The sequence below is a fragment of the Azotobacter chroococcum genome, from assembly GCF_004339665.1.
Taxonomy (GTDB): domain Bacteria; phylum Pseudomonadota; class Gammaproteobacteria; order Pseudomonadales; family Pseudomonadaceae; genus Azotobacter; species Azotobacter chroococcum.
The window spans coordinates 1-18,624 of the sequence record NZ_SMMU01000028.1 but is presented as its reverse complement, the minus strand read 5'-3'; the positions used below and the strand labels follow the sequence as shown (position 1 = coordinate 18,624).

Annotated in this window: 14 protein-coding genes; 12 read left to right on the top strand and 2 right to left on the bottom strand. The window is 68.8% G+C overall.

Annotated elements, in window-relative coordinates:
* Window positions 1-4 precede the first annotated feature (4 nt).
* The 10 genes from treZ (at window position 5) to EV691_RS17875 (ending at window position 14,136) form a co-directional block, all read left to right on the top strand.
* Window positions 5-1,798 carry a malto-oligosyltrehalose trehalohydrolase gene (treZ, locus tag EV691_RS17920; RefSeq protein ID WP_207390208.1) on the top strand — a complete coding sequence of 598 codons (1,794 nt, stop codon included), beginning with the start codon at window positions 5-7 and terminating at the stop codon, window positions 1,796-1,798.
* Window positions 1,785-3,860 carry a 4-alpha-glucanotransferase gene (gene malQ / locus EV691_RS17915; RefSeq protein ID WP_131298761.1) on the top strand — a complete coding sequence of 692 codons (2,076 nt, stop codon included), beginning with the start codon at window positions 1,785-1,787 and terminating at the stop codon, window positions 3,858-3,860. Before treZ ends, malQ begins: the two co-directional genes overlap by 14 nt.
* On the top strand, window positions 3,861-6,623 hold the full coding sequence (locus EV691_RS17910) for a malto-oligosyltrehalose synthase (protein WP_131298762.1): 2,763 nt from the start codon (window positions 3,861-3,863) through the stop codon (window positions 6,621-6,623).
* 26 nt (window positions 6,624-6,649) lie between these two features.
* On the top strand, window positions 6,650-6,937 hold the full coding sequence (locus EV691_RS17905; protein ID WP_131298763.1) for a DUF2934 domain-containing protein: 288 nt from the start codon (window positions 6,650-6,652) through the stop codon (window positions 6,935-6,937).
* A 97-nt stretch (window positions 6,938-7,034) separates the two neighbouring features.
* Window positions 7,035-9,215, top strand: a complete 2,181-nt coding sequence (glgX, locus tag EV691_RS17900) for a glycogen debranching protein GlgX (RefSeq protein WP_131298764.1) — start codon at window positions 7,035-7,037, stop codon at window positions 9,213-9,215.
* Window positions 9,216-9,363: 148 nt separating this feature from the next.
* Window positions 9,364-9,777 carry a CBS domain-containing protein gene (locus tag EV691_RS17895; protein WP_131298765.1) on the top strand — a complete coding sequence of 138 codons (414 nt, stop codon included), beginning with the start codon at window positions 9,364-9,366 and terminating at the stop codon, window positions 9,775-9,777.
* A 37-nt stretch (window positions 9,778-9,814) separates the two neighbouring features.
* The gene (locus EV691_RS17890) at window positions 9,815-11,149 is read left to right on the top strand and encodes a zinc-dependent alcohol dehydrogenase (RefSeq protein ID WP_131298766.1); all 1,335 of its coding nucleotides are present in this window, start codon (window positions 9,815-9,817) and stop codon (window positions 11,147-11,149) included.
* Window positions 11,150-11,165: 16 nt separating this feature from the next.
* On the top strand, window positions 11,166-11,933 hold the full coding sequence (locus tag EV691_RS17885; protein WP_131298767.1) for an endonuclease/exonuclease/phosphatase family protein: 768 nt from the start codon (window positions 11,166-11,168) through the stop codon (window positions 11,931-11,933).
* Complete coding sequence (gene clsB / locus EV691_RS17880) at window positions 11,930-13,171, top strand: cardiolipin synthase ClsB (RefSeq protein WP_131298768.1); 1,242 nt, start codon at window positions 11,930-11,932, stop codon at window positions 13,169-13,171. The genes EV691_RS17885 and clsB overlap by 4 nt, the downstream gene beginning before the upstream one ends.
* Window positions 13,168-14,136, top strand: a complete 969-nt coding sequence (locus tag EV691_RS17875; RefSeq protein ID WP_131298769.1) for a lysylphosphatidylglycerol synthase domain-containing protein — start codon at window positions 13,168-13,170, stop codon at window positions 14,134-14,136. Before clsB ends, EV691_RS17875 begins: the two co-directional genes overlap by 4 nt.
* Window positions 14,137-14,154: 18 nt before the next feature.
* Here the strand turns inward: EV691_RS17875 and EV691_RS17870 are convergent, their stop codons facing one another.
* A complete protein-coding gene (locus EV691_RS17870; protein WP_131298770.1) occupies window positions 14,155-15,009 on the bottom strand; it encodes a GNAT family N-acetyltransferase in 855 nt (284 codons plus the stop codon).
* Between the two features lie 435 nt (window positions 15,010-15,444).
* Between EV691_RS17870 and acuI the strand changes: the two genes are divergently transcribed.
* Window positions 15,445-16,431, top strand: coding sequence for an acrylyl-CoA reductase (NADPH) (gene acuI, locus EV691_RS17865; protein ID WP_131298771.1), 987 nt, complete (start codon window positions 15,445-15,447; stop codon window positions 16,429-16,431).
* Between the two features lie 4 nt (window positions 16,432-16,435).
* Here the strand turns inward: acuI and EV691_RS17860 are convergent, their stop codons facing one another.
* Window positions 16,436-17,362 (bottom strand): LysR family transcriptional regulator, encoded by a 927-nt coding sequence (locus tag EV691_RS17860; protein WP_131298772.1) that lies wholly within the window; start codon window positions 17,360-17,362, stop codon window positions 16,436-16,438.
* A gap of 148 nt (window positions 17,363-17,510) precedes the next feature.
* On the opposite strand from EV691_RS17860, the gene nfsB reads away from it, so the two are divergent.
* Window positions 17,511-18,164, top strand: a complete 654-nt coding sequence (nfsB, locus tag EV691_RS17855) for an oxygen-insensitive NAD(P)H nitroreductase (protein WP_131298773.1) — start codon at window positions 17,511-17,513, stop codon at window positions 18,162-18,164.
* The last annotated feature ends 460 nt before the right edge of the window (window positions 18,165-18,624 follow it).

Genomic DNA, 18,624 nt, shown 5'->3' with positions numbered 1-18,624 from the left:
ACCCATGTCAATTCCAAGCTACAACAAACGTTTCGGTGCCCATCTGCTCGGTGGGAAAAACACCCGCTTCACCCTCTGGGCTCCCGACGCCGAACGCGTCGATCTGGAAATCCTCTCCGACGGCCGGCTGCCCATGAACAAGGAACAGGGCGGCTGGTTCGTACTCGAAGCCCCCTGCGGCGCCGGAACCCAGTACCGCTACCGGATCGACGATGAAATCAGCGTAGCGGACCCGGCATCACGCTCCCAGGTCGTCGGACTGCACGGCCCCAGCATGGTGGTCGACCCCAAGACCTACCAGTGGCAGCACCCCCACTGGCGCGGCCGGCCCTGGCACGAGACGGTGATCTACGAACTGCATGCCGGCCTGCTCGGCGGCTTCCACGGGATCGAGGCGCAACTGGCCGAACTGGCCGAACTGGGCGTCACCGCGATCGAACTGATGCCCATCGGCGAGTTCCCCGGCACCCGCAACTGGGGCTACGACGGCGCGCTGCCCTTCGCTCCGGAATCCGTCTACGGCTCGCCCGACGACCTCAAGCACCTGATCGACACCGCCCATGGCCATGGCCTGATGGTCTTTCTGGACGTCGTCTACAACCACTTCGGGCCGGACGGCAACCATCTCGGCCGTTACGCCAAGGCCTTCTTCCGCCACGACGAACAGACGCTCTGGGGCGACGCCATCGATTTTCGCCACCAGGAAGTCCGTGACTTCTTCATCGAGAACGCGCTGATGTGGCTGCAGGAATACCGCTTCGACGGCCTGCGCCTGGATGCCGTGCACGCCATCGGCGAGCGCGGCTTCCTCACCGAACTGGCGCAGCGGGTGCATGCTGCGGTCGAACCCGGCCGCCACGTGCACCTGATGCTGGAGAACGAGAAGAACCAGACCAGCCTGCTCGAGGAAGGCTACGTGGCGCAGTGGAACGACGACGGCCACAACGTCCTGCACACCCTGCTCACCGGCGAGCAGCAGGGCTACTACGCCGACTTCCACCAGGGCGCCGCGGAAAAGCTCGCCCTCTGCCTGAGCGAAGGCTTGGTCTTCCAGGGGCAGATCGCCCGCCAGGGGCAGAGCGAGCCCTGCGGCGAGCCCAGTGCGCACCTGCCGCCCAGCGCCTTCATCCTCTTTCTGCAGAACCACGACCAGGTCGGCAACCGCGCCTTCGGCGAGCGCCTGGTCAGCCTCGCCGACGCCGACGCCCTGCGCGCGGCCACCAGCCTGCTGCTGCTCTCGCCGATGGTGCCCCTGCTGTTCATGGGCGAGGAATGGGGCACGCACCGCCCCTTCCTGTACTTTACCTGCCACCAGAGCCCCGAACTGGCCGAGGCGGTGCGGGAAGGCCGGCGCCGGGAGTTCTGCAGGTTCGAGCCGTTCCACGACATGTCCCTCTGCGAGCGGATTCCCGACCCCAACGACGAGAAGACCTTCACCGCCTCGCAGCCGGACTTCCAGTGCTGCCTCGACCCCAAGCACGGCGAGTGGCGCGCCCTCTATCACCATCTGCTGGGCCTGCGCCGCCGCGAGATCATCCCGCGCCTGCCCGGCACCCGGGCGCTGGGCGCCGACGTGCTGGGCAAGGCGGCCGTGGTGGCGTACTGGCGGCTGGGCGACAGCAGTCTCCTGCGCATCGAGCTGAACCTCGGCGACCAGGCCGTAGCGCTGCAGGAACACCACAAGCACGGCCGGCTGCTGTTCGCCAGCCAGGACATGGAAGAGTTCCACGAGCATCAGGGCAAGCTTCCCCCCCGGATGGCCCGTGTCTACCTGGTAGCTCCGGATGAGCAACGATGAACGACTCAACACCCTGGCCGCTGCCGCCGGGGTGGCGACCGACTGGGTCGACGCCGACGGGCAGCCACGGAAAGTTCCGCCGGAGGTCCTGCGGCAGTTACTGGCCGGGCTGGACCTGCCGGCCGACAACGACAGCCAGATCGAGGACAGCCTTGTCCACCTGCGACAGGCGGGCAAGGAACTGCCGCCGTTGCTTACCCTGGAGCGCCACCAGTCTCTCGACCTGTCCAGCCATTTCGTCCCTGGCAACGTCTTCGAGCTGACCCTGGAGGATGGTCAGCGCCAAGCCGGACGGCTCGACGAGCGAGGCCGCCTGCCGCCGCTCGCGCAGCCCGGCTACCATCGGCTGTCGATCGGCGAGCGGACGATCACCCTGGCCGTCGCCCCACCGCGCTGTACCGGCGTGGACGAACTGGATACCCGCCTGCCGCCACGCCTGTGGGGGCTCGCGGTGCAGCTCTACGCCCTGCGCCGCCAGGGCGACGGCGGCATCGGCGACACCCAGGCCCTGGAAAGCCTGGTGCACCAGGCCGCCCGGCAGGGCGCCGCAGGCATCGCCATCAGTCCGCTGCATGCCATGTTCAGCGCCGACACCCAGCGCTTCAGCCCCTACTCGCCGTCCAGCCGGCTGTTCCACAACGTGCTGCACAGCGCGCCCGGCAGCATCCTCGGCGAACGCGAAGTGCGCACCGCGATCAAGGCCGCCGGGCTGGACGACGAATGGCAGCGCCTGGAGCGGCTCGACCTGATCGACTGGCCGGCGGCGGCCGAGGCCAAGCTGCGCCTGCTGCGGGCGCTGCATGCCGAATTCCGCCGCGGCGGCAACCCGCTGGAGCAGGACTTCGCCAGCTTCCGGCGCAACGGCGGCGAGGCCCTGGAGAACCACTGCCGCTTCGAGGCGCTGCATGCCTACCACGTCCGCCACCATGGCCTCTATGACTGGCGGCACTGGGACGCTGCCCTGCGCTGCCCGGGCAGCGCCGCGGTGGCCGGCTTCGCCCGCGAATACGCCGACGAGATCGCCTTCCACGCCTTCGCCCAGTGGCTGATCGCCCGCGGCCTGGAGCGCACCCAGAACGCCGCGCGCAGCGCCGGCATGCCGATCGGCCTGATCGCCGACCTGGCGGTGGGCGCCGACGGCGGCGGCAGCCAGGCCTGGAGCCGCCAGGCCGAACTGCTGTCGACGCTGACCGTCGGCGCGCCACCGGACGCTCTCAACCGCTCCGGCCAGAGCTGGGGCGTGTCGGCCTTCTCGCCCTGGGGCCTGCGCCAGCACGGCTTCCACGCCTACATCGAGATGCTCCGCGCCAACCTGGCCCACGCCGGCGGCATCCGCATCGACCACGTGATGGGACTCCGCCGCCTGTGGGTGATCCCGCCGGGCGGCGAGCAGCGCGACGGCGCCTACCTGAACTACCCGCAGGAAGACCTGATGCGCCTGCTGGCGCTGGAATCCTGGCGGCACCGGGCAATAGTCCTCGGCGAGGACCTCGGCACCGTTCCGGAAGGCTTCCGCCCGCTGCTGGCCGAGCGCGGCATCCTCGGCATGCGCGTGCTGCTCTTCGAACAGGACACCGGCGGACGTTTTCTGCCGCCGCAGGACTGGCCGGACAACGCCCTGGCGACCAGCACCACCCACGACCTGCCGCCGCTGGCCGGCTGGTGGCAGGGACGCGACATCGACTGGCGCGAACGCCTGCGACTGACCGACGCCGAAGCCACCGCGGCCGCCCGGGAAATCCGCCGGCGCGAACGCCATGCCCTGCGCGAGGCCCTCGCCGGCGCCGGCGGGCCGGCCCTCGACGCGCCCCTGGACAGCGACGGCCTGATCGACGCCTGCGTGCGCTTTCTCGGCGAGACGCCGGCGCCCCTGGTCCTGCTGCCCATGGAGGACGCCCTGGGCCTCGACGAGCAGGCCAACCTGCCCGGCACCGTCGACGGCCATCCCAACTGGCGGCGCCGCCTGCCCGGCGACAGCGACACACTGCTCGACGACGCGGCCCCGGCGCGGCGCCTGCGCCTGCTGGCCGAAGCCCGCGAGGCATCGCGCAGGAGCGGCTGAATGAGCGAGCTGCGCGCCACCCTGCGCCTGCAATTCCACCGGGGCTTCACCCTCGACGACGCCGTGCCGCTGGTCGGCTACTTCGCCGACCTCGGCATCAGCCACCTGTACGCCTCGCCCCTGCTCACCGCGCGCCCCGGCTCGATGCACGGCTACGACGTCATCGACCCGACCCGGATCAATCCCGAACTGGGCGGCGAGCCGGCCCTGCGGCGCCTGGTCGACGCCCTGCGCGACCGCGGCATGGGGCTGATCCTGGACATCGTCTCCAACCACATGGCGGTCGGCGGCGCCGGCAATCCCTGGTGGCTGGACGTGCTGGAATGGGGCCGGCGCAGCCCCTATGCCGGCTTCTTCGACATCCAGTGGAACTCCCCCGACCCGCTGCTGGAAGGCCAGCTGCTGGTGCCCTTCCTGCGCAGCGACTACGGCGAGGTGCTGCAGGCCGGTGAAATCCCCCTGCAGTTCGACGCGCCAGCCGGCGCCTTCCATGCCAGCCACCACGAACACCGCTTTCCCATCAGCCCGCCGAGTTATGGCGAACTGCTGCGCGCCACCGGCCATCCGGCCCTGCAGGAGCTGGCCGTGCAGTTCGGCGGACTCGCCGGCGACGCGGGCTACGTCCGTGCCGCCGGCCTGAAGGCCGGGCTGGCGCAGTTGGCCGGCCAGCCCGAGGTGCGGGCCGCCATCGAGACCATGCTCGGCGCCTACGACGCGCGCCAGCCGGAGGGTTTCGAGCGCCTGCACGCCCTGCTCGAGCGCCAGTTCTACCGGCTGGCCAGCTGGCGCACCGCGGCGGACGACATCAACTGGCGGCGCTTCTTCGACATCAACGAGCTGGGCGGCCTGCGCGTGGAGCGCCCGCGGGTTTTCGAAGCCACCCACGCGAAGATCTTCCAACTGCTCGAGGAAGACCTGATCGACGGCCTGCGCATCGACCACATCGACGGCCTGGCCGATCCGCGCGGCTACTGCCGGCGCCTGCGCCGGCGCCTGGACCGCCTCGACGACAGCCGGCAGAAGCAGCGGCCGGTCTACGTGGAGAAGATCCTCGGCCAGGGCGAGGAACTGCATGACGACTGGCAGGTGGATGGCACCACCGGCTACGAATTCATGAACCAGCTGTCCCTGCTGCAGCACGACCCGGCCGGCGAAGGGCCGCTGCGCGCGCTCTGGCACAGTCTCAGCGGGCGCCCCGCCGAATTCCTCGAGGAAGTGCGCCAGGCCCGTCAGCTGGTGCTCACCGGAACCCTGGCCGGCGACTTCGAGAGCGCCGCCCAGGCCCTGCTGCAGGTGGCGCGCGGCGACCTGATGACCCGCGACCTCACCTTCGGCCAGATCCGCCGGGCGCTGCTCGAGCTGATCGTCCACTTCCCCGTGTACCGCACCTACATCGGTCCCTGCGGCCGTCCGGCCCAGGACGACCCCTTCTTCCGCCAGGCCCTGGAAGGCGCGCGCAGCACCCTCAACGAAGCCGACTGGCCGCTGCTCGCCCATCTGGAGCGCTGGCTCGGCGGCGAGCCCTGGCGCAGCCTGCCGCCGGGACCGCTGCGCAAGGCACGCCGCCATGCCTGTGTGCGCCTCCAGCAGGTCACTGCGCCAGCGGCCGCCAAGGCGGTGGAGGACACCGCCTTCTACCGTTCAGGCGTGCTGCTCTCGCGCAACGACGTCGGCTTCGACAGCCAGCGCTTCAGCGCTCCGCCGGAAGACTTCCACGCCGCCTGCCTGCGGCGGCGCGAGCGCCTTCCCGGCAACCTGCTGGCCAGCGCCACCCACGACCACAAGCGCGGCGAGGACAGCCGCGCGCGGCTGGCCGTGCTCAGCGAGCGCGCCGGCTGGTACGCGGAGCGGGTGCAGCACTGGCTGCTGCTGGCCCAGCCGCTGCGCCGAAACCTCGGCGACAGCCTGGCACCGGCTCCCGTCGACGAGCTGATGCTCTACCAGAGCCTGCTCGGCAGCTGGCCCCTGGAGCTGGCCGCGGACGATGCCGAAGGCCTGCATGCCTATGCCGGACGCCTGCGCCAGTGGCAGGAGAAGGCCCTGCGCGAAGCCAAGCTGCACAGCAGCTGGAGCGCACCCAACGGCCCCTACGAGGAGGCCTGCCGCAGCTTTCTCGACGACCTGCTGGAACAGCCCGAGGGCGCCCGCCTGCGCGAGGAGATCGCCGCCGCCGTCGCCCGCATCGCCCCGGCCGGTGCGCTCAACAGCCTGGCGCAGACCCTGCTGCGGCTGACCGTTCCCGGCGTGCCCGACCTCTACCAGGGCAACGAATTCTGGGATTTCAGCCTGGTCGATCCGGACAACCGCCGGCCAGTCGACTTCGCCGTCCGCCGCCAGGCCCTGGCCCGGGGCGGCGAACCCGCCGCGCTGCTCGAACACTGGAGCGACGGGCGCATCAAGCAGGCGCTGATCGCCCGCACCCTGGCCCTGCGCGAGCGCTGTCCAGCGCTGTTCGCCGCCGGCGACTACCTGCCGCTGGAGGTCGTCGGCGAGCACGCCGGACGGCTGCTGGCCTTCGCCCGCCGGCATGCCGGGCAATGGGCGATGGTGCTGGTGCCGCGCCTGGCCAGCGGCCTGCTCGGCGAGGCGGCGCTGCCGCTGATCGAACCGGCGCACTGGGCGGACACCCGCGTGTCGCTCCCCGCCGAAACGCCTGCGCTGCGAGGGCTTTTCCCGGGCGCTGCCGTCCCGTCCGGGCAGGGGGAGCTGTTGGTGAGCGAGGCCCTGGCGACCTTCCCCGTCGGCCTCTTCCATGGCGCATGAAGACGAACCCAAAGGGGTGAGATGGAATGACGAGCAACGAACACCGTATCCGCGAACTGGCCTATCAGATCTGGCAATCCGAAGGCTGTCCCGAGGGCCAGGAGGAACGCCACTGGCACATGGCCTGCAAACTGGCCGAGTCCGAATTGCAGGCCAGCGCTCCGCAGTCCCGGTCCCGCAAGCCGGCGGCCACGCGCAAGGCCGGCCCGGTCGCCAAGCCGGTGCCGGTCGCCTCCGCGGCCAACGGCGAGATCCCGGCCAAGCCGGCGGTGAAAAAGCCGCGCGCCACCCGCCCGCGACCGACCAGCCCCTGAACGGCAGGCTTCAAGCGGCGGATCGTCCGCGGCTCGCACGGCAGCGTAGCGTTGAAACGGAGCGCAGAACTCCCTCTCAGCCGTCGGAGAATAAAGCATGGATCGGCACAGGAAGACCCCTGCCCCTCAGAAGAGCGCCGCCCCTCAGGTGAAAATCCCCTCGCGCATCCACGAGGGCCTGCCCTTTCCCCTGGGCGCGACCTGGGACGGCCTGGGCGTCAACTTCGCCCTGTTCTCCGCCCACGCCACCAAGGTGGAGCTCTGCCTGTTCGACGAGTCCGGGCAGACCGAACTGGAGCGCATCGAGCTGCCCGAATACACCGACGAGATCTGGCACGGCTACCTGCCGGACGCCCATCCGGGCCAGGTCTACGGCTACCGGGTGTACGGCCCCTACGCACCGGATGCCGGGCACCGCTTCAACCCCAACAAGCTGCTGATCGATCCCTACGCCAAGCAGCTGGTCGGCGAGCTGCGCTGGTCGGAATCCCTGTTCGGCTACACCATCGGCCACCCGGACGCCGACCTCAGTTTCGACCAGCGCGACAGCGCCCTCTACGTGCCCAAGAGCAAGGTCATCGACCCGGCCTTCACCTGGGGCCGCGACTGCCCGGTGCAGACCCCCTGGGACCGCACCATCCTCTATGAAACCCACCTGCGCGGCTTCACCATGCGCCACCCCGGCGTGTCCGAAGGGCTGCGCGGCACCTGCGCCGGGCTGATGGAGCCCGCAGTGCTGGACTACCTGTGCCAGCTTGGCGTCTCGGCGATCGAGCTGCTGCCGATGCATGCCTTCGTCCAGGACCAGCACCTGCTGGAAAAGGGCATGAAGAACTACTGGGGCTACAACACCATCGGCTTCTTCGCCCCGCACCCGCGCTACCTGGCCAGCGGCAAGATCCAGGAGTTCAAGGAAATGGTCGCCCACCTGCACCATGCCGGCCTGGAGGTGATCCTCGACGTGGTCTACAACCACACCGCCGAGGGCAACGAGCAGGGCCCGACCCTCTCCATGCGCGGCATCGACAACGCCACCTACTACCGCCTGATACCCGACGACAGGCGCTACTACATCAACGACTCGGGCACCGGCAACACCCTCGACCTCTCCCACCCCTGCGTGCTGCAGATGGTCACCGACTCGCTGCGCTACTGGGCCACGGAGATGCACGTGGACGGCTTCCGCTTCGACCTGGCGACCATCCTCGGCCGCCGGCCGGAAGGCTTCGACGAGCGCCACAGCTTCCTGGTCGCCTGCCGCCAGGACCCGGTGCTGCGCCAGACCAAGCTGATCGCCGAACCCTGGGACTGCGGTCCGGGCGGCTACCGGGTCGGCGGCTTCCCGCCCGGCTGGGCGGAATGGAACGACCAGTTCCGCGACACCGTGCGGGCCTTCTGGAAGGGCGACGAGAACCAGTTGGCCGACATGGCCGGACGCCTCACCGCCTCCGGCAACCTCTACAACCAGCGCGGCCGTCGGCCGTTCGCCTCGGTCAACTTCGTCACCGCCCACGACGGCTTCACCCTCAACGACCTGGTTTCCTACAACGACAAGCACAACGAGGCCAACGACGAGGACAACCAGGACGGCACCGACTACAACCTGTCCTGGAACCATGGCGTCGAAGGCCGCAGCGACGACCCGGAGATCCGCGCCCTGCGCTTCCGCCAGATGCGTAACTTCTTCGCCACCCTGCTGTTCTCCCAGGGCACGCCGATGATCGTCGCCGGCGATGAGTTCGCCCGCACCCAGCACGGCAACAACAACGCCTACTGCCAGGACAGCGAGATCGGCTGGATCGACTGGGAACTCGGCGAGGAGGCCAAGTCCCTGCAGGACTTCGTGCGCCGCCTGATCCGCCTGCGCCTGCGCTTTCCCATCCTGCGCCGCGGGCGCTTCCTGGTCGGCGCCTTCAACGAGGCACTGGGGGTCAAGGACGTCACCTGGCTGAATCCCGCCGGAACGGAAATGACCATCGTACAGTGGGAGGAAGAGCACAACCGCTGCCTCGGCATGCTGCTCGACGGCCGCGCCCAGCCGACCGGTATCCGCCGCGCCGGCGCCGACGCCACCCTGCTGCTGGTGGTGAATGCCCACTACGACCTGGTCAACTTCCACCTCCCCGCAGTGCCCCAGGGCAGCCGCTGGAAACGCCTAGTGGACACCCACCAGCCGACCGCGGACGAAGAGCGCTTCGCCTTCGGCAGCCAGTACGGCGTCACCGGCCGCTCGCTCCTGCTGTTCGAGCTGATCCGCAACAGCCACCGGCCCTCCTGAAGCCAGGTGTTCCCCGCACCGCTCGCGAAAAAACGGGAACCCCCACCCCTGGATTCAGTCTTGACTTCATAGGTACCACAGTACCTCGACTGGCCTGGCCGAGTGGTGACCTGGCCTGCTTTCATCAACCAGAGAGGAAGGCATTACCATGAAAATTCAAGACATCATGACCCGCGACGTACGGACCATTCGCGCCGACCAGAGCATGCGCGAGGCGGCCGCGCTGATGGAGAAGATCGATTGCGGCGCCCTGCTGGTCAACGAAGGCGATCGTCTGGTGGGTATGCTGACCGACCGCGACATCGCCATCCGTGCCGTGGCCAAGGGCAAGGAGTGCGACACCCTGGTACGCGAGGTGATGACCCCCAACGTCTGTTACTGCTTCGAGGACGAGGACGTGCAGCATGTCGCCGAGAACATGGCCGACATCCATATGCGCCGCCTGCCGGTGATGAGCCGCGAGAAGCGCCTGGTCGGCGTGGTCTCGCTGGGCAATATCGCCGAATGCCACAACCCCTCGGTCAGCGATACCGTGCTGCAGGGCGTGACACAGGCGCACTGACGGCGCAGCCAACCGACTACCCTCCGGGGAGGTGCCCATGAAAGCAGTAGTTTTCCACGACATCGGCGACATTCGCCTGGATGATGTACCGGAACCCCACATCGAAGTACCGACCGATGCGATCGTCCGCCTGACCGCCTCGGCCATCTGCGGGACCGACCTGCACTTCATTCGCGGCACCGTCGGCGGCATGCGCCCGGGCACCATCCTCGGCCACGAGGGCGTCGGCATCGTCGAGCAACTGGGCGCGGAGGTGCGCAACCTGCAGATCGGCGATCGCGTGGTGATCCCCTCCACCATCGCCTGCGGCAACTGCTCCTACTGCCGCGCCGGCTACTACGCCCAGTGCGACATGGCCAACCCCAACGGCAAGGAAGCCGGCACCGCCTTCTATGGCGGCCCGGCGCAGAGCGGGCCCTTCCAGGGACTGCAGGCGGAGAAGGCGCGGATTCCCTTCGCCAACATCGGCTTGGTCAAGCTGCCCAGCGAGATCAGCGACGATCAGGCCATCCTGCTCTCGGACATCTTTCCCACCGGCTACTTCGGCGCGGAAATGGCCGAGATCGGCGACGGCGACACCGTCGCCGTGTTCGGCTGCGGCCCGGTCGGCCAGTTCGCCATCGCCAGCGCCAGGCTGCTCGGCGCCGCCCGGGTATTCGCCATCGACCAGTGCCCGGACCGCCTGCAGATGGCGCGCCAGCAGGGCGCGGAAACCATCGACTTCAACCGCGAGGACCCGGTCGAGACCCTGCGCCGGCTGACCGACGGCATCGGCGTCGACCGGGCCATCGATGCGGTTGGCGTGGATGCCGAACACCAGCACGCCCACCCGGCCCAGGACCCCGAACAGGAAGAACGCTTCGCCCGGGAAGTCGAGGCCGTGGCGCCGCGAACGCACCCCGAGGGGCGCAACTGGCATCCGGGCGATGCGCCCAGCCAGGCGCTCGAATGGGCGGTCGAGGCCCTGGCCAAGGCCGGCACCCTGTCGATCATCGGGGTCTATCCGCCGCAGGCGCACAGCTTCCCGATCGGCCTGGCGATGGAGAAGAACCTGACCATCAACATGGGCAACTGCCATCACCGCAAATATATTCCCAAGCTGATCGAGCTGATCCTGGCCAAGCGCATCGACCCGGCGAAGATCCTCACCCAGATCAAGCCGATGAGCGATGCCATCGCCGCCATCAAGGCCTTCGACCGGCGCGAGCCCGGCTGGATCAAGGTCGAGCTGCATCCGCAGCAGATGCAGCCCAGCGGCACGGGCAGCGAGGAGGAAGTGATGGGCATGGACGACCTGCTCGACGAAGGTATCGAGGAAACCTTCCCCGCCAGCGATCCGGTCTCCATCAGCCCACGGCCGGAACGGCGCTGAGCGGGGCGCCAGGCCCATGAGCCAACCCCTGAACGGAGGGCAGCGCGTCGAGTCGCTGCACCTCCTCACGGTGAACACCCACAAGGGCTTCACCGCGCTCAACCGGCGCTTCATCCTGCACGAGCTGCGCGAGGCGGTGCGCGACGTCTCGGCCGACCTGGTATTCCTCCAGGAGGTGCTCGGCACCCACGAGCGCCATGCCCGGCGCCATCGCAACTGGCCGGAAACCCCGCAGTACGAGTTCCTCGCCGACAGCATGTGGGGCGACTTCGCCTACGGCCGCAACGCCGTCTACCCGGACGGCGACCATGGCAACGCCGTGCTCTCCAAGTATCCCATCCAGCGCTACGACAACCTCGACATCTCCCTCCCCGGGCCGGAGCGCCGCGGCCTGCTGCACTGCGAACTGGAGGTGCCGGGCCAGCCCCAGGTGCACGCCATCTGCGTACACCTGGGGCTGCTCGAAAGCCACCGGCAGAAACAGCTCGGCCTGCTCTGCGAACTGATCGACTCGCTGCCGGCCGAGGCGCGCATCCTGGTCGCCGGGGACTTCAACGACTGGCGCCTGCGCGCCAGCGCCTGCCTGCGCCGCTGCGGCCTGGTCGAGGTCTTCGAGCACAGCCATGGCCGCTGCGCGCGCAGCTTCCCGGCGCGCCTGCCGCTGCTGCGCCTGGACCGCATCTACCTGCGCAACGCCACTCCCCAAGTTGCCAGGGTTCTGTCCCACACCCCCTGGCCCCACCTCTCCGACCACCTGCCCCTCGCGGCGGAGGTGCGCCTATGAGCCATCCCTGGCGAAGCGGCAACCGCCTGTGGCTGCTGGAAAACGGCGAGGAATTCTTTCCCCGGGTGTTCGAGGCCATTCGCCAGGCCCGCCAGGAAATCCTCATCGAGACCTTCATCCTCTTCGAGGACAAGGTCGGCAACGAGCTGCACCGCGAACTGATCGCCGCGGCGCGGCGCGGCGTGCGCATCGAGATCACCGTGGACGGCTTCGGCTCGGCGGACCTGACCGCGGAATTCGTCGCGGCGATGACCGAGGTGGGCATCCGCATCCGCATGTTCGACCCGCGGCCGAGACGGTTCGGCATGCGCCTCAACCTGTTTCGCCGCCTGCACCGCAAGATCGTGGTGATCGACGGCGCCCGCGCCTTCATCGGCGGCATCAACTTCTCCGCCGACCACCTGGGCGACTTCGGCCCGACCGCCAAGCAGGACTACTCCGTCGAGGTGATCGGCCCGGTGACCCGCGACATCCACCGCTTCGCCCTCGCCAGCATCGCGGCCACCGAGCCGTCGCGGCTCTGGTGGCGCCGCCACCGCGCCCGGAACGGCGCCGACGAGCAGCAGACGATGGCGGCCGAGGGAACGGCCCGGGTCCTGTTCGTCACCCGCGACAACCGCCGCCACACCAACGACATCGAGGAGCAGTACCTGGAGGCCATCCGCCAGGCGCGGCACCGGCTGGTGATCGCCAACGCCTATTTCTTTCCCGGCTACCGCCTGCTGCGGGAGATCCGCCGGGCGGCGCGGCGCGGCGTCAGGGTGGAGCTGATCCTGCAGGGCCAGCCGGACATGCCGATCGCCAAATTCGGGGCGCGCCTGTTCTACGAGTACCTGCTCAAGGACGGCGTGGACATCCACGAATACTGCGAGCGCCCACTGCACGGCAAGGTCGCGCTGGCCGACGACGAGTGGGCCACGGTCGGCTCGAGCAACCTCGATCCGCTGAGCCTGTCGCTCAACCTGGAGGCCAACGTGATCATTCGCGACCGGGCCTTCAACCAGGAGCTGAGCGAGCGGCTCGAGCGGCTGCGGCTCAATCATTGCCGCCTCATGACCAGGGAGAAGATCGCCCGCGACACCTGGTGGCGCATGCCGCTGGCCTTCCTCGCCTACCACGCGCTCAGCCACTTTCCTGCCTGGGTCGGCTGGCTGCCGGCGCACAGCCCGAAGGTGGAAGTCCTGCAGGGCTACCCTCCGCCGAATGGCGGCAACGACCTGCGCCGGCCCAGCCCATGAAGGCCCTCGCCGCGCGGCTGCGCCGCCACTGGCCGTTCGCCCGGCGCCTGCTGCTCTGGGCCTTCTTCCTGCTGATGGCCTGGCTGCTGTTCAGCCTGGCGCGCACCATCGAATGGAGCAACGTCCTCGCCACGCTGGCCGGCTATCGCCCGGGCACCCTGCTGACGGCCCTGGCCTTCGCCACCGCCAGCCACCTGCTCTACAGCTGCTTCGACCTGCTCGGACGCCGCTACGCCCGCCATCACCTGCCCCGGCGCCAGGTGCTGGCGGTGACCTTCGTCTGCTATGCCTTCAACCTCAACCTCGGCGCCTGGATCGGCGGCCTGGCCCTGCGCTACCGGCTCTACTCGCGCCTCGGCCTGTCCTCCCTGCAGATCACCCGGATCTACAGCCTGAGCCTGACGACCAACTGGATCGCCTACCTGCTGCTCGCCGGCCTGGTCTTCGCCAGCGGCAGCGTGCGCCCGCCCGCGCACTGGGCGATCGGCCAGGGCAGCCTGCAGGTCCTGGGCCTGGTGCTGCTGCTCCTGGCCGGGCTCTACCTGCTGCTCTGCGCCATCTCCCGGCGCCGCGTGCTGACCGTGCGCGGCCATTCGCTCGGCCTGCCGAGCCTGCGTCTGGCGCTGTGCCAGCTCGCCCTGGGCGCCGGCAACTGGCTGCTGATGGCGCTGGTCATCTACACTCTGCTGTTGCAGCAGGTCGGCTATGGCAGCGTGCTCGGCACCCTGCTGATCGCCAGCATCGCCGGCGTGCTCACCCACATCCCCGCCGGCCTCGGCGTGCTGGAGACGGTATTCGTCGCCCTGCTCCACCAGCAGGTCGGGCGTGACAGCCTGCTGGCCGCGCTGCTCGGCTACCGGGCGATCTACTACCTGCTGCCGCTGCTGATCGCCAGCCTGGTCTATCTCGGCCTCGAGGCGCGGGCGAAACGGATGCGCCAGAAGGAGGCCGGCAAGCCGGCGTAGCGCGAGGCGCCAGCGCCCTCAGCCAAGCTCGAAGGTCGTCACCCCGTACAGCCGGTCCAGCGACAGCGCCGGATCGGCTCCCGTATACATCCGCGCCGTCTCGAACACGACCTTCATGCCGTGCCGCTCGGCCAGCGCGACCGCCGCCCGGTTGACCTCTGGCACATCCAGATAGAAGGACTCCCCGCTGCCGACGGCGGCGCGCAACCTCTGCAACAGCGACTCCGCCAGCGCCGGGCTGTCGGCGTACAGGGGGCCGATCTTGTATCCGGAGCGGCAGCGGCGCAGCACGCCACAGCCGGCCAGGCGGCCATCGCGCAGGATGCCCAGTGCCGTGCAGCCGGGCTGGTTGATCCAGCTGCGCAGAAATTCCGGCCTGGGCTCGGGAAAGAAGCCCTTATCGTAGGCCTCGACCACCTCGAACGGCAGCTCGGCCAGCCCCACGAACTCGCCGGAGTACCCGGCCGCGGCGGTGGCGCCCTGCCCCTCGTAGCGCACGTTGCGATAGGCCAGCCGGAAGCCGGACCTCCTGTAGTTGTCCTGCTGCTCGACGACGCCGTCGAGGCCGATGTTGCGCCCTTCGAGATACTTCATCGCCGCCAGCCAGACCTGCTTGCCGTAGCCCTTGCCACGGTATTCCGGCCTGACGATGTAGAGACCGATGAAGCTGAACGAGTCGCCATACCTGACCGCCGAAATCGTCGCGACCGGCTCGTCGTTCAACAGTCCGATCAGGAAGCCGTGCGGGTCGGCCGCATGAAAGCACTCCGCATCATGAAGGCCCGGATTCCAGCCCTCCCGCGCCGCCCAGTCGATGGCGAGCTCGAGCTCGCTGCGGAGCATGGTGGCGATTTCGTAGGTTTCCTGCTGCATGTTCTCCACTCCGGGTGCGAAATTTCGCCGCCTGCCAGCGCCTCCGGCAGCGGCCTGGGTGACAGGGCAAAGCCTAGTTCGCCGCCGGAGCCGGCGACAGCGGCCCGCGCCGGCCTGCCCCTTTTGTCTGATTGGCGATTGATTTCTTCTGGACGCGGGACATTTCCTGGGTGAAGCCGTTCCCCTTCCATGATTTCCGATTTATGGAAAAAAGACCTGCAAGACGGCACCATGCATCCTCGTCATGGGAAAGGATGAATCCGCATTCGCCAGCCACGCAGCCATTGCCGATTGCAATAAAAGACGATCAGTCTATATTCTGCCGCCGGGTGTCCTGCGTCACGCCGGGACTCTTAGGCGGCCGGAAAGTGCGCAATGGCGCTCCGGCCGGTTTTTTCACCCATTTATAGACAGACGGTCCAATTGGAGGGCGGCATGTTCAAGGCGATCCTGATCGAGAAGGACGACGTGGTGGGTTACCGGGCGCGGAGCACTACGCTGGACGAGGCGCAGTTGCCCGAGGGCGATGTGACCCTGCGGGTGGACTGCAGCACGCTCAACTACAAGGACGCGCTGGCGATCACCGGCAAGGGGCCGGTGGTGCGCAAATTCCCGATGGTGCCGGGGATTGACCTTGCAGGAACGGTCGAAGCCAGTGCCAGCCCGGACTTCAAGGCCGGCGATCAGGTGCTGCTCAACGGCTGGGGCGTCGGCGAGCAGCACTGGGGCGGGCTGGCGCAGAAGGCGCGGCTGGACGGCCGCTGGCTGATCCCTCTGCCCCGGGGCTTCACGGCTCGCCAGGCGATGGCCGTCGGCACCGCCGGCTACACCGCGATGCTCTCGGTGCTGGCCCTGGAGCGCCACGGCGTGACGCCCGAACAGGGCGAGATCCTGGTCACTGGCGCCAACGGCGGAGTCGGCAGCTTCGCCGTCGCCCTGCTCGCCCGCCTCGGCTACCAGGTGGTGGCCTCCACCGGCCGGCCGGAACAGGCCGACTACCTGAAGAAACTCGGCGCCGGCGAGATCATCGACCGCGCCACGCTCTCCGAGCCCGGCCGGCCGCTGGCCAGGGAGCGCTGGGCCGGGGTGATCGACTCGCTGGGCAGCCATACCCTGGCCAACGCCTGCGCCGCGACCCGCTACGGCGGCACCGTCGCCACCTGCGGCCTGGCCCAGGGCATGGACTTTCCGGCCACGGTGGCGCCCTTCATCCTGCGCGGCGTCACCCTGGCCGGCATCGACAGCGTGATGTGTCCCCGCGCGGAGCGCATCGCCGCCTGGGAACGCCTGGCCCGCGACCTCGACCTGGCGCTGCTGGACGAGATCACCCGCGAGATCGGTCTGGACGAGGCCATCCCCATGGCCGGCGAGCTGCTCGCCGGGAAGGTGCGCGGACGGCTCGTGGTGGATGTGAACCGCTGAACGCTCAGGGCGCCTCGGCCAGCCGCCGCAGGCGCTCGCCCAATTCCGCGAAACGACTCTTGAGCAGAGCGTGGAACTGCTGGACCGCCGGCGAGAACTGCTTGCGGTGCGGACAGACCAGATGCAGCGGCGCCAGCTCGCCCGGGCAATCGCCGAGCAGCACCTGCAAACGCCCGGCAGCCACGTCCTCGCCCACATCCAGCCAGGACTTGTAGGCGATGCCGTGCCCGGCGATGGCCCAGCGGCGCACCACGTCGGCGTCGTCGCTGAGCAGCACCCCGCGCACCGCGATCACCCGCCGGCGCCCCTCCTCCTCGAATCCCCACTTGTCGTGGGCCCGCCCGCCCAGCAGATAGACCAGGCAGGCGTGCCCGGACAGTTCGTCGAGCGTGTGCGGCCGCCCGCTGCGCGCCAGGTAATCCGGCGCGGCCACCAGCACCCGGCGATTGTCCGGCGCCAGCGGCAGGGCGACGAAGCTGGCGTTCTCCATGGGTCCGTAGCGGATCGCCACGTCGATGGGATCGCGGAAGATGTCGGCGACCTGGTCAGACAGCAGCAGGCGCAGGGTTAGCCGCGGATGATCGCGGCAGAACTCCGAGAGCCAGGGTAGCAGCAGGTTGCGCCCCAGGTCGGAGGGCGCGCTGACCTGCAGCAGCCCCTGCAGCCCGGCCCGTTCCCGGTGCAGGCGCTCGTGGCCTTCGCGCAGGGTTTCCAGCACCCGCTCGGCATAGGGCAGGTACTGCTCGCCCTCGGCGGTCAGCCGCAGGCTGCGTGTCGAGCGGGCGAACAGGCGGATGTCCAGATCCCGTTCCAGGCGCTTGATCGCCGCGCTGACCTGCCCGGGCAGCAGGTCGACCTCCCGTGCGGCGGCGGAAAAGCTGCCGAGGGCGGCGGAACGGACGAACAGGGCCAGATCCTCCAGGCGGATCATTTTCACTCCTTGAGAGAAAGTGTTGGCTGATTTTGCGGCTTTTCATGGAAAGCTGCACGGTCGAACATCCAGCCAGACGCTCACCGCGCCCGAGGCGGGAGCGGAGACCGCCGAGCACCTTTGGAAAATCTCGACAGGAGAACGAACCTTGACCATCACCATCGCCGCCAGGACCCGCTACACCACCAAGGCCTACGACCCCAGCCACAAGGTGCCCGAAAGCACCATGGAGGAGTTGCAGACCCTGCTGCGCTACAGCCCGTCCTCGGTGAACTCGCAGCCCTGGCACCACGTCATCGCCGCCAGCGAGGAAGGCAAGGCCCGCATCGCCAGGGCGACCCAAGACGGCTACGCCTACAACGAGGCGAAGATCCTCAATGCTTCCCACGTCGTGGTGCTCTGCGCCCGCACCGACCTGGACGCGGCCCACCTCAAGGCCGTGCTCAACCGGGAGGATCTCGACGGCCGCTTCGCCAATCCGGAGGGCAAGACCGGCCAGGGCAACGTGCGCAGCTCCTACGTCAACCTGCACCGCTACGACCGCAAGGACCTGCAGCACTGGATGGAGAAGCAGGTCTACCTGGCCCTCGGCACCCTGCTGCTCGGCGCCGCTGCCCTCGGCGTGGACGCCACGCCCATGGAGGGCTTCGACTTCGCCAGGCTCGACGAAGAACTGGGCCTGCGCGAACGCGGCTTCACCAGCGTGGTGATCGTCAGCCTTGGCTATCGCAGCGACGACGACTTCAACGCCAAACTGCCGAAGTCGCGCCTGCCTGCCGAAGACATCTTCACCTTCCTCTGACCGGCCTCCGCCGGGGCTCGCCGCGCGCCTGCGAGAGGCGCGGCGAAGCCCGCCACCTGCCGCACGCCATCCGGCACCAGCGCCTGCCTGCCACGCATCCGGCCATCCAGACCGGCATCGCTTCGACTATGTTTGGAAGGCCACTGGCCAGACCATTGTGCTCGACCGCCCTCCCGAGCGAATGCCCGAGTCAGCGAAAGCATGGCGATCGTCGCCACCCTCCCGCCTCGCCACGGCGGGGAAAACCGGCCCTCGACAGGCGCAGAACAGTTCTCAGGCATCGTGCAAGGCACTTGACCGCGAGAAGTCGAACGGATCAAATTGCGAGCAATTCTCATTGGGTAACAAGGAGTTGTTATGAAAGCCAGCCCTTTCAAGGTCTCTTACCTTTCGAGGCCTCGATTACACGGGCCGTAGAGACATGAGCGCGGGCTGCGGCGCTATCGACCCACTCCCGGGT

Coding starts and splice junctions, on each gene's coding strand:
- glgX (WP_131298764.1), top strand. CDS start 7,035: ATGGATCGGCACAGGAAGACCCCTGCCCCTCAGAAGAGCGCCGCCCCT.
- clsB (WP_131298768.1), top strand. CDS start 11,930: ATGAGCCATCCCTGGCGAAGCGGCAACCGCCTGTGGCTGCTGGAAAAC.
- treZ (WP_207390208.1), top strand. CDS start 5: ATGTCAATTCCAAGCTACAACAAACGTTTCGGTGCCCATCTGCTCGGT.
- acuI (WP_131298771.1), top strand. CDS start 15,445: ATGTTCAAGGCGATCCTGATCGAGAAGGACGACGTGGTGGGTTACCGG.
- EV691_RS17895 (WP_131298765.1), top strand. CDS start 9,364: ATGAAAATTCAAGACATCATGACCCGCGACGTACGGACCATTCGCGCC.
- EV691_RS17905 (WP_131298763.1), top strand. CDS start 6,650: ATGACGAGCAACGAACACCGTATCCGCGAACTGGCCTATCAGATCTGG.
- malQ (WP_131298761.1), top strand. CDS start 1,785: ATGAGCAACGATGAACGACTCAACACCCTGGCCGCTGCCGCCGGGGTG.
- EV691_RS17890 (WP_131298766.1), top strand. CDS start 9,815: ATGAAAGCAGTAGTTTTCCACGACATCGGCGACATTCGCCTGGATGAT.
- EV691_RS17870 (WP_131298770.1), bottom strand. CDS start 15,009: ATGCAGCAGGAAACCTACGAAATCGCCACCATGCTCCGCAGCGAGCTC.
- EV691_RS17860 (WP_131298772.1), bottom strand. CDS start 17,362: ATGATCCGCCTGGAGGATCTGGCCCTGTTCGTCCGTTCCGCCGCCCTC.
- EV691_RS17910 (WP_131298762.1), top strand. CDS start 3,861: ATGAGCGAGCTGCGCGCCACCCTGCGCCTGCAATTCCACCGGGGCTTC.
- EV691_RS17885 (WP_131298767.1), top strand. CDS start 11,166: ATGAGCCAACCCCTGAACGGAGGGCAGCGCGTCGAGTCGCTGCACCTC.
- EV691_RS17875 (WP_131298769.1), top strand. CDS start 13,168: ATGAAGGCCCTCGCCGCGCGGCTGCGCCGCCACTGGCCGTTCGCCCGG.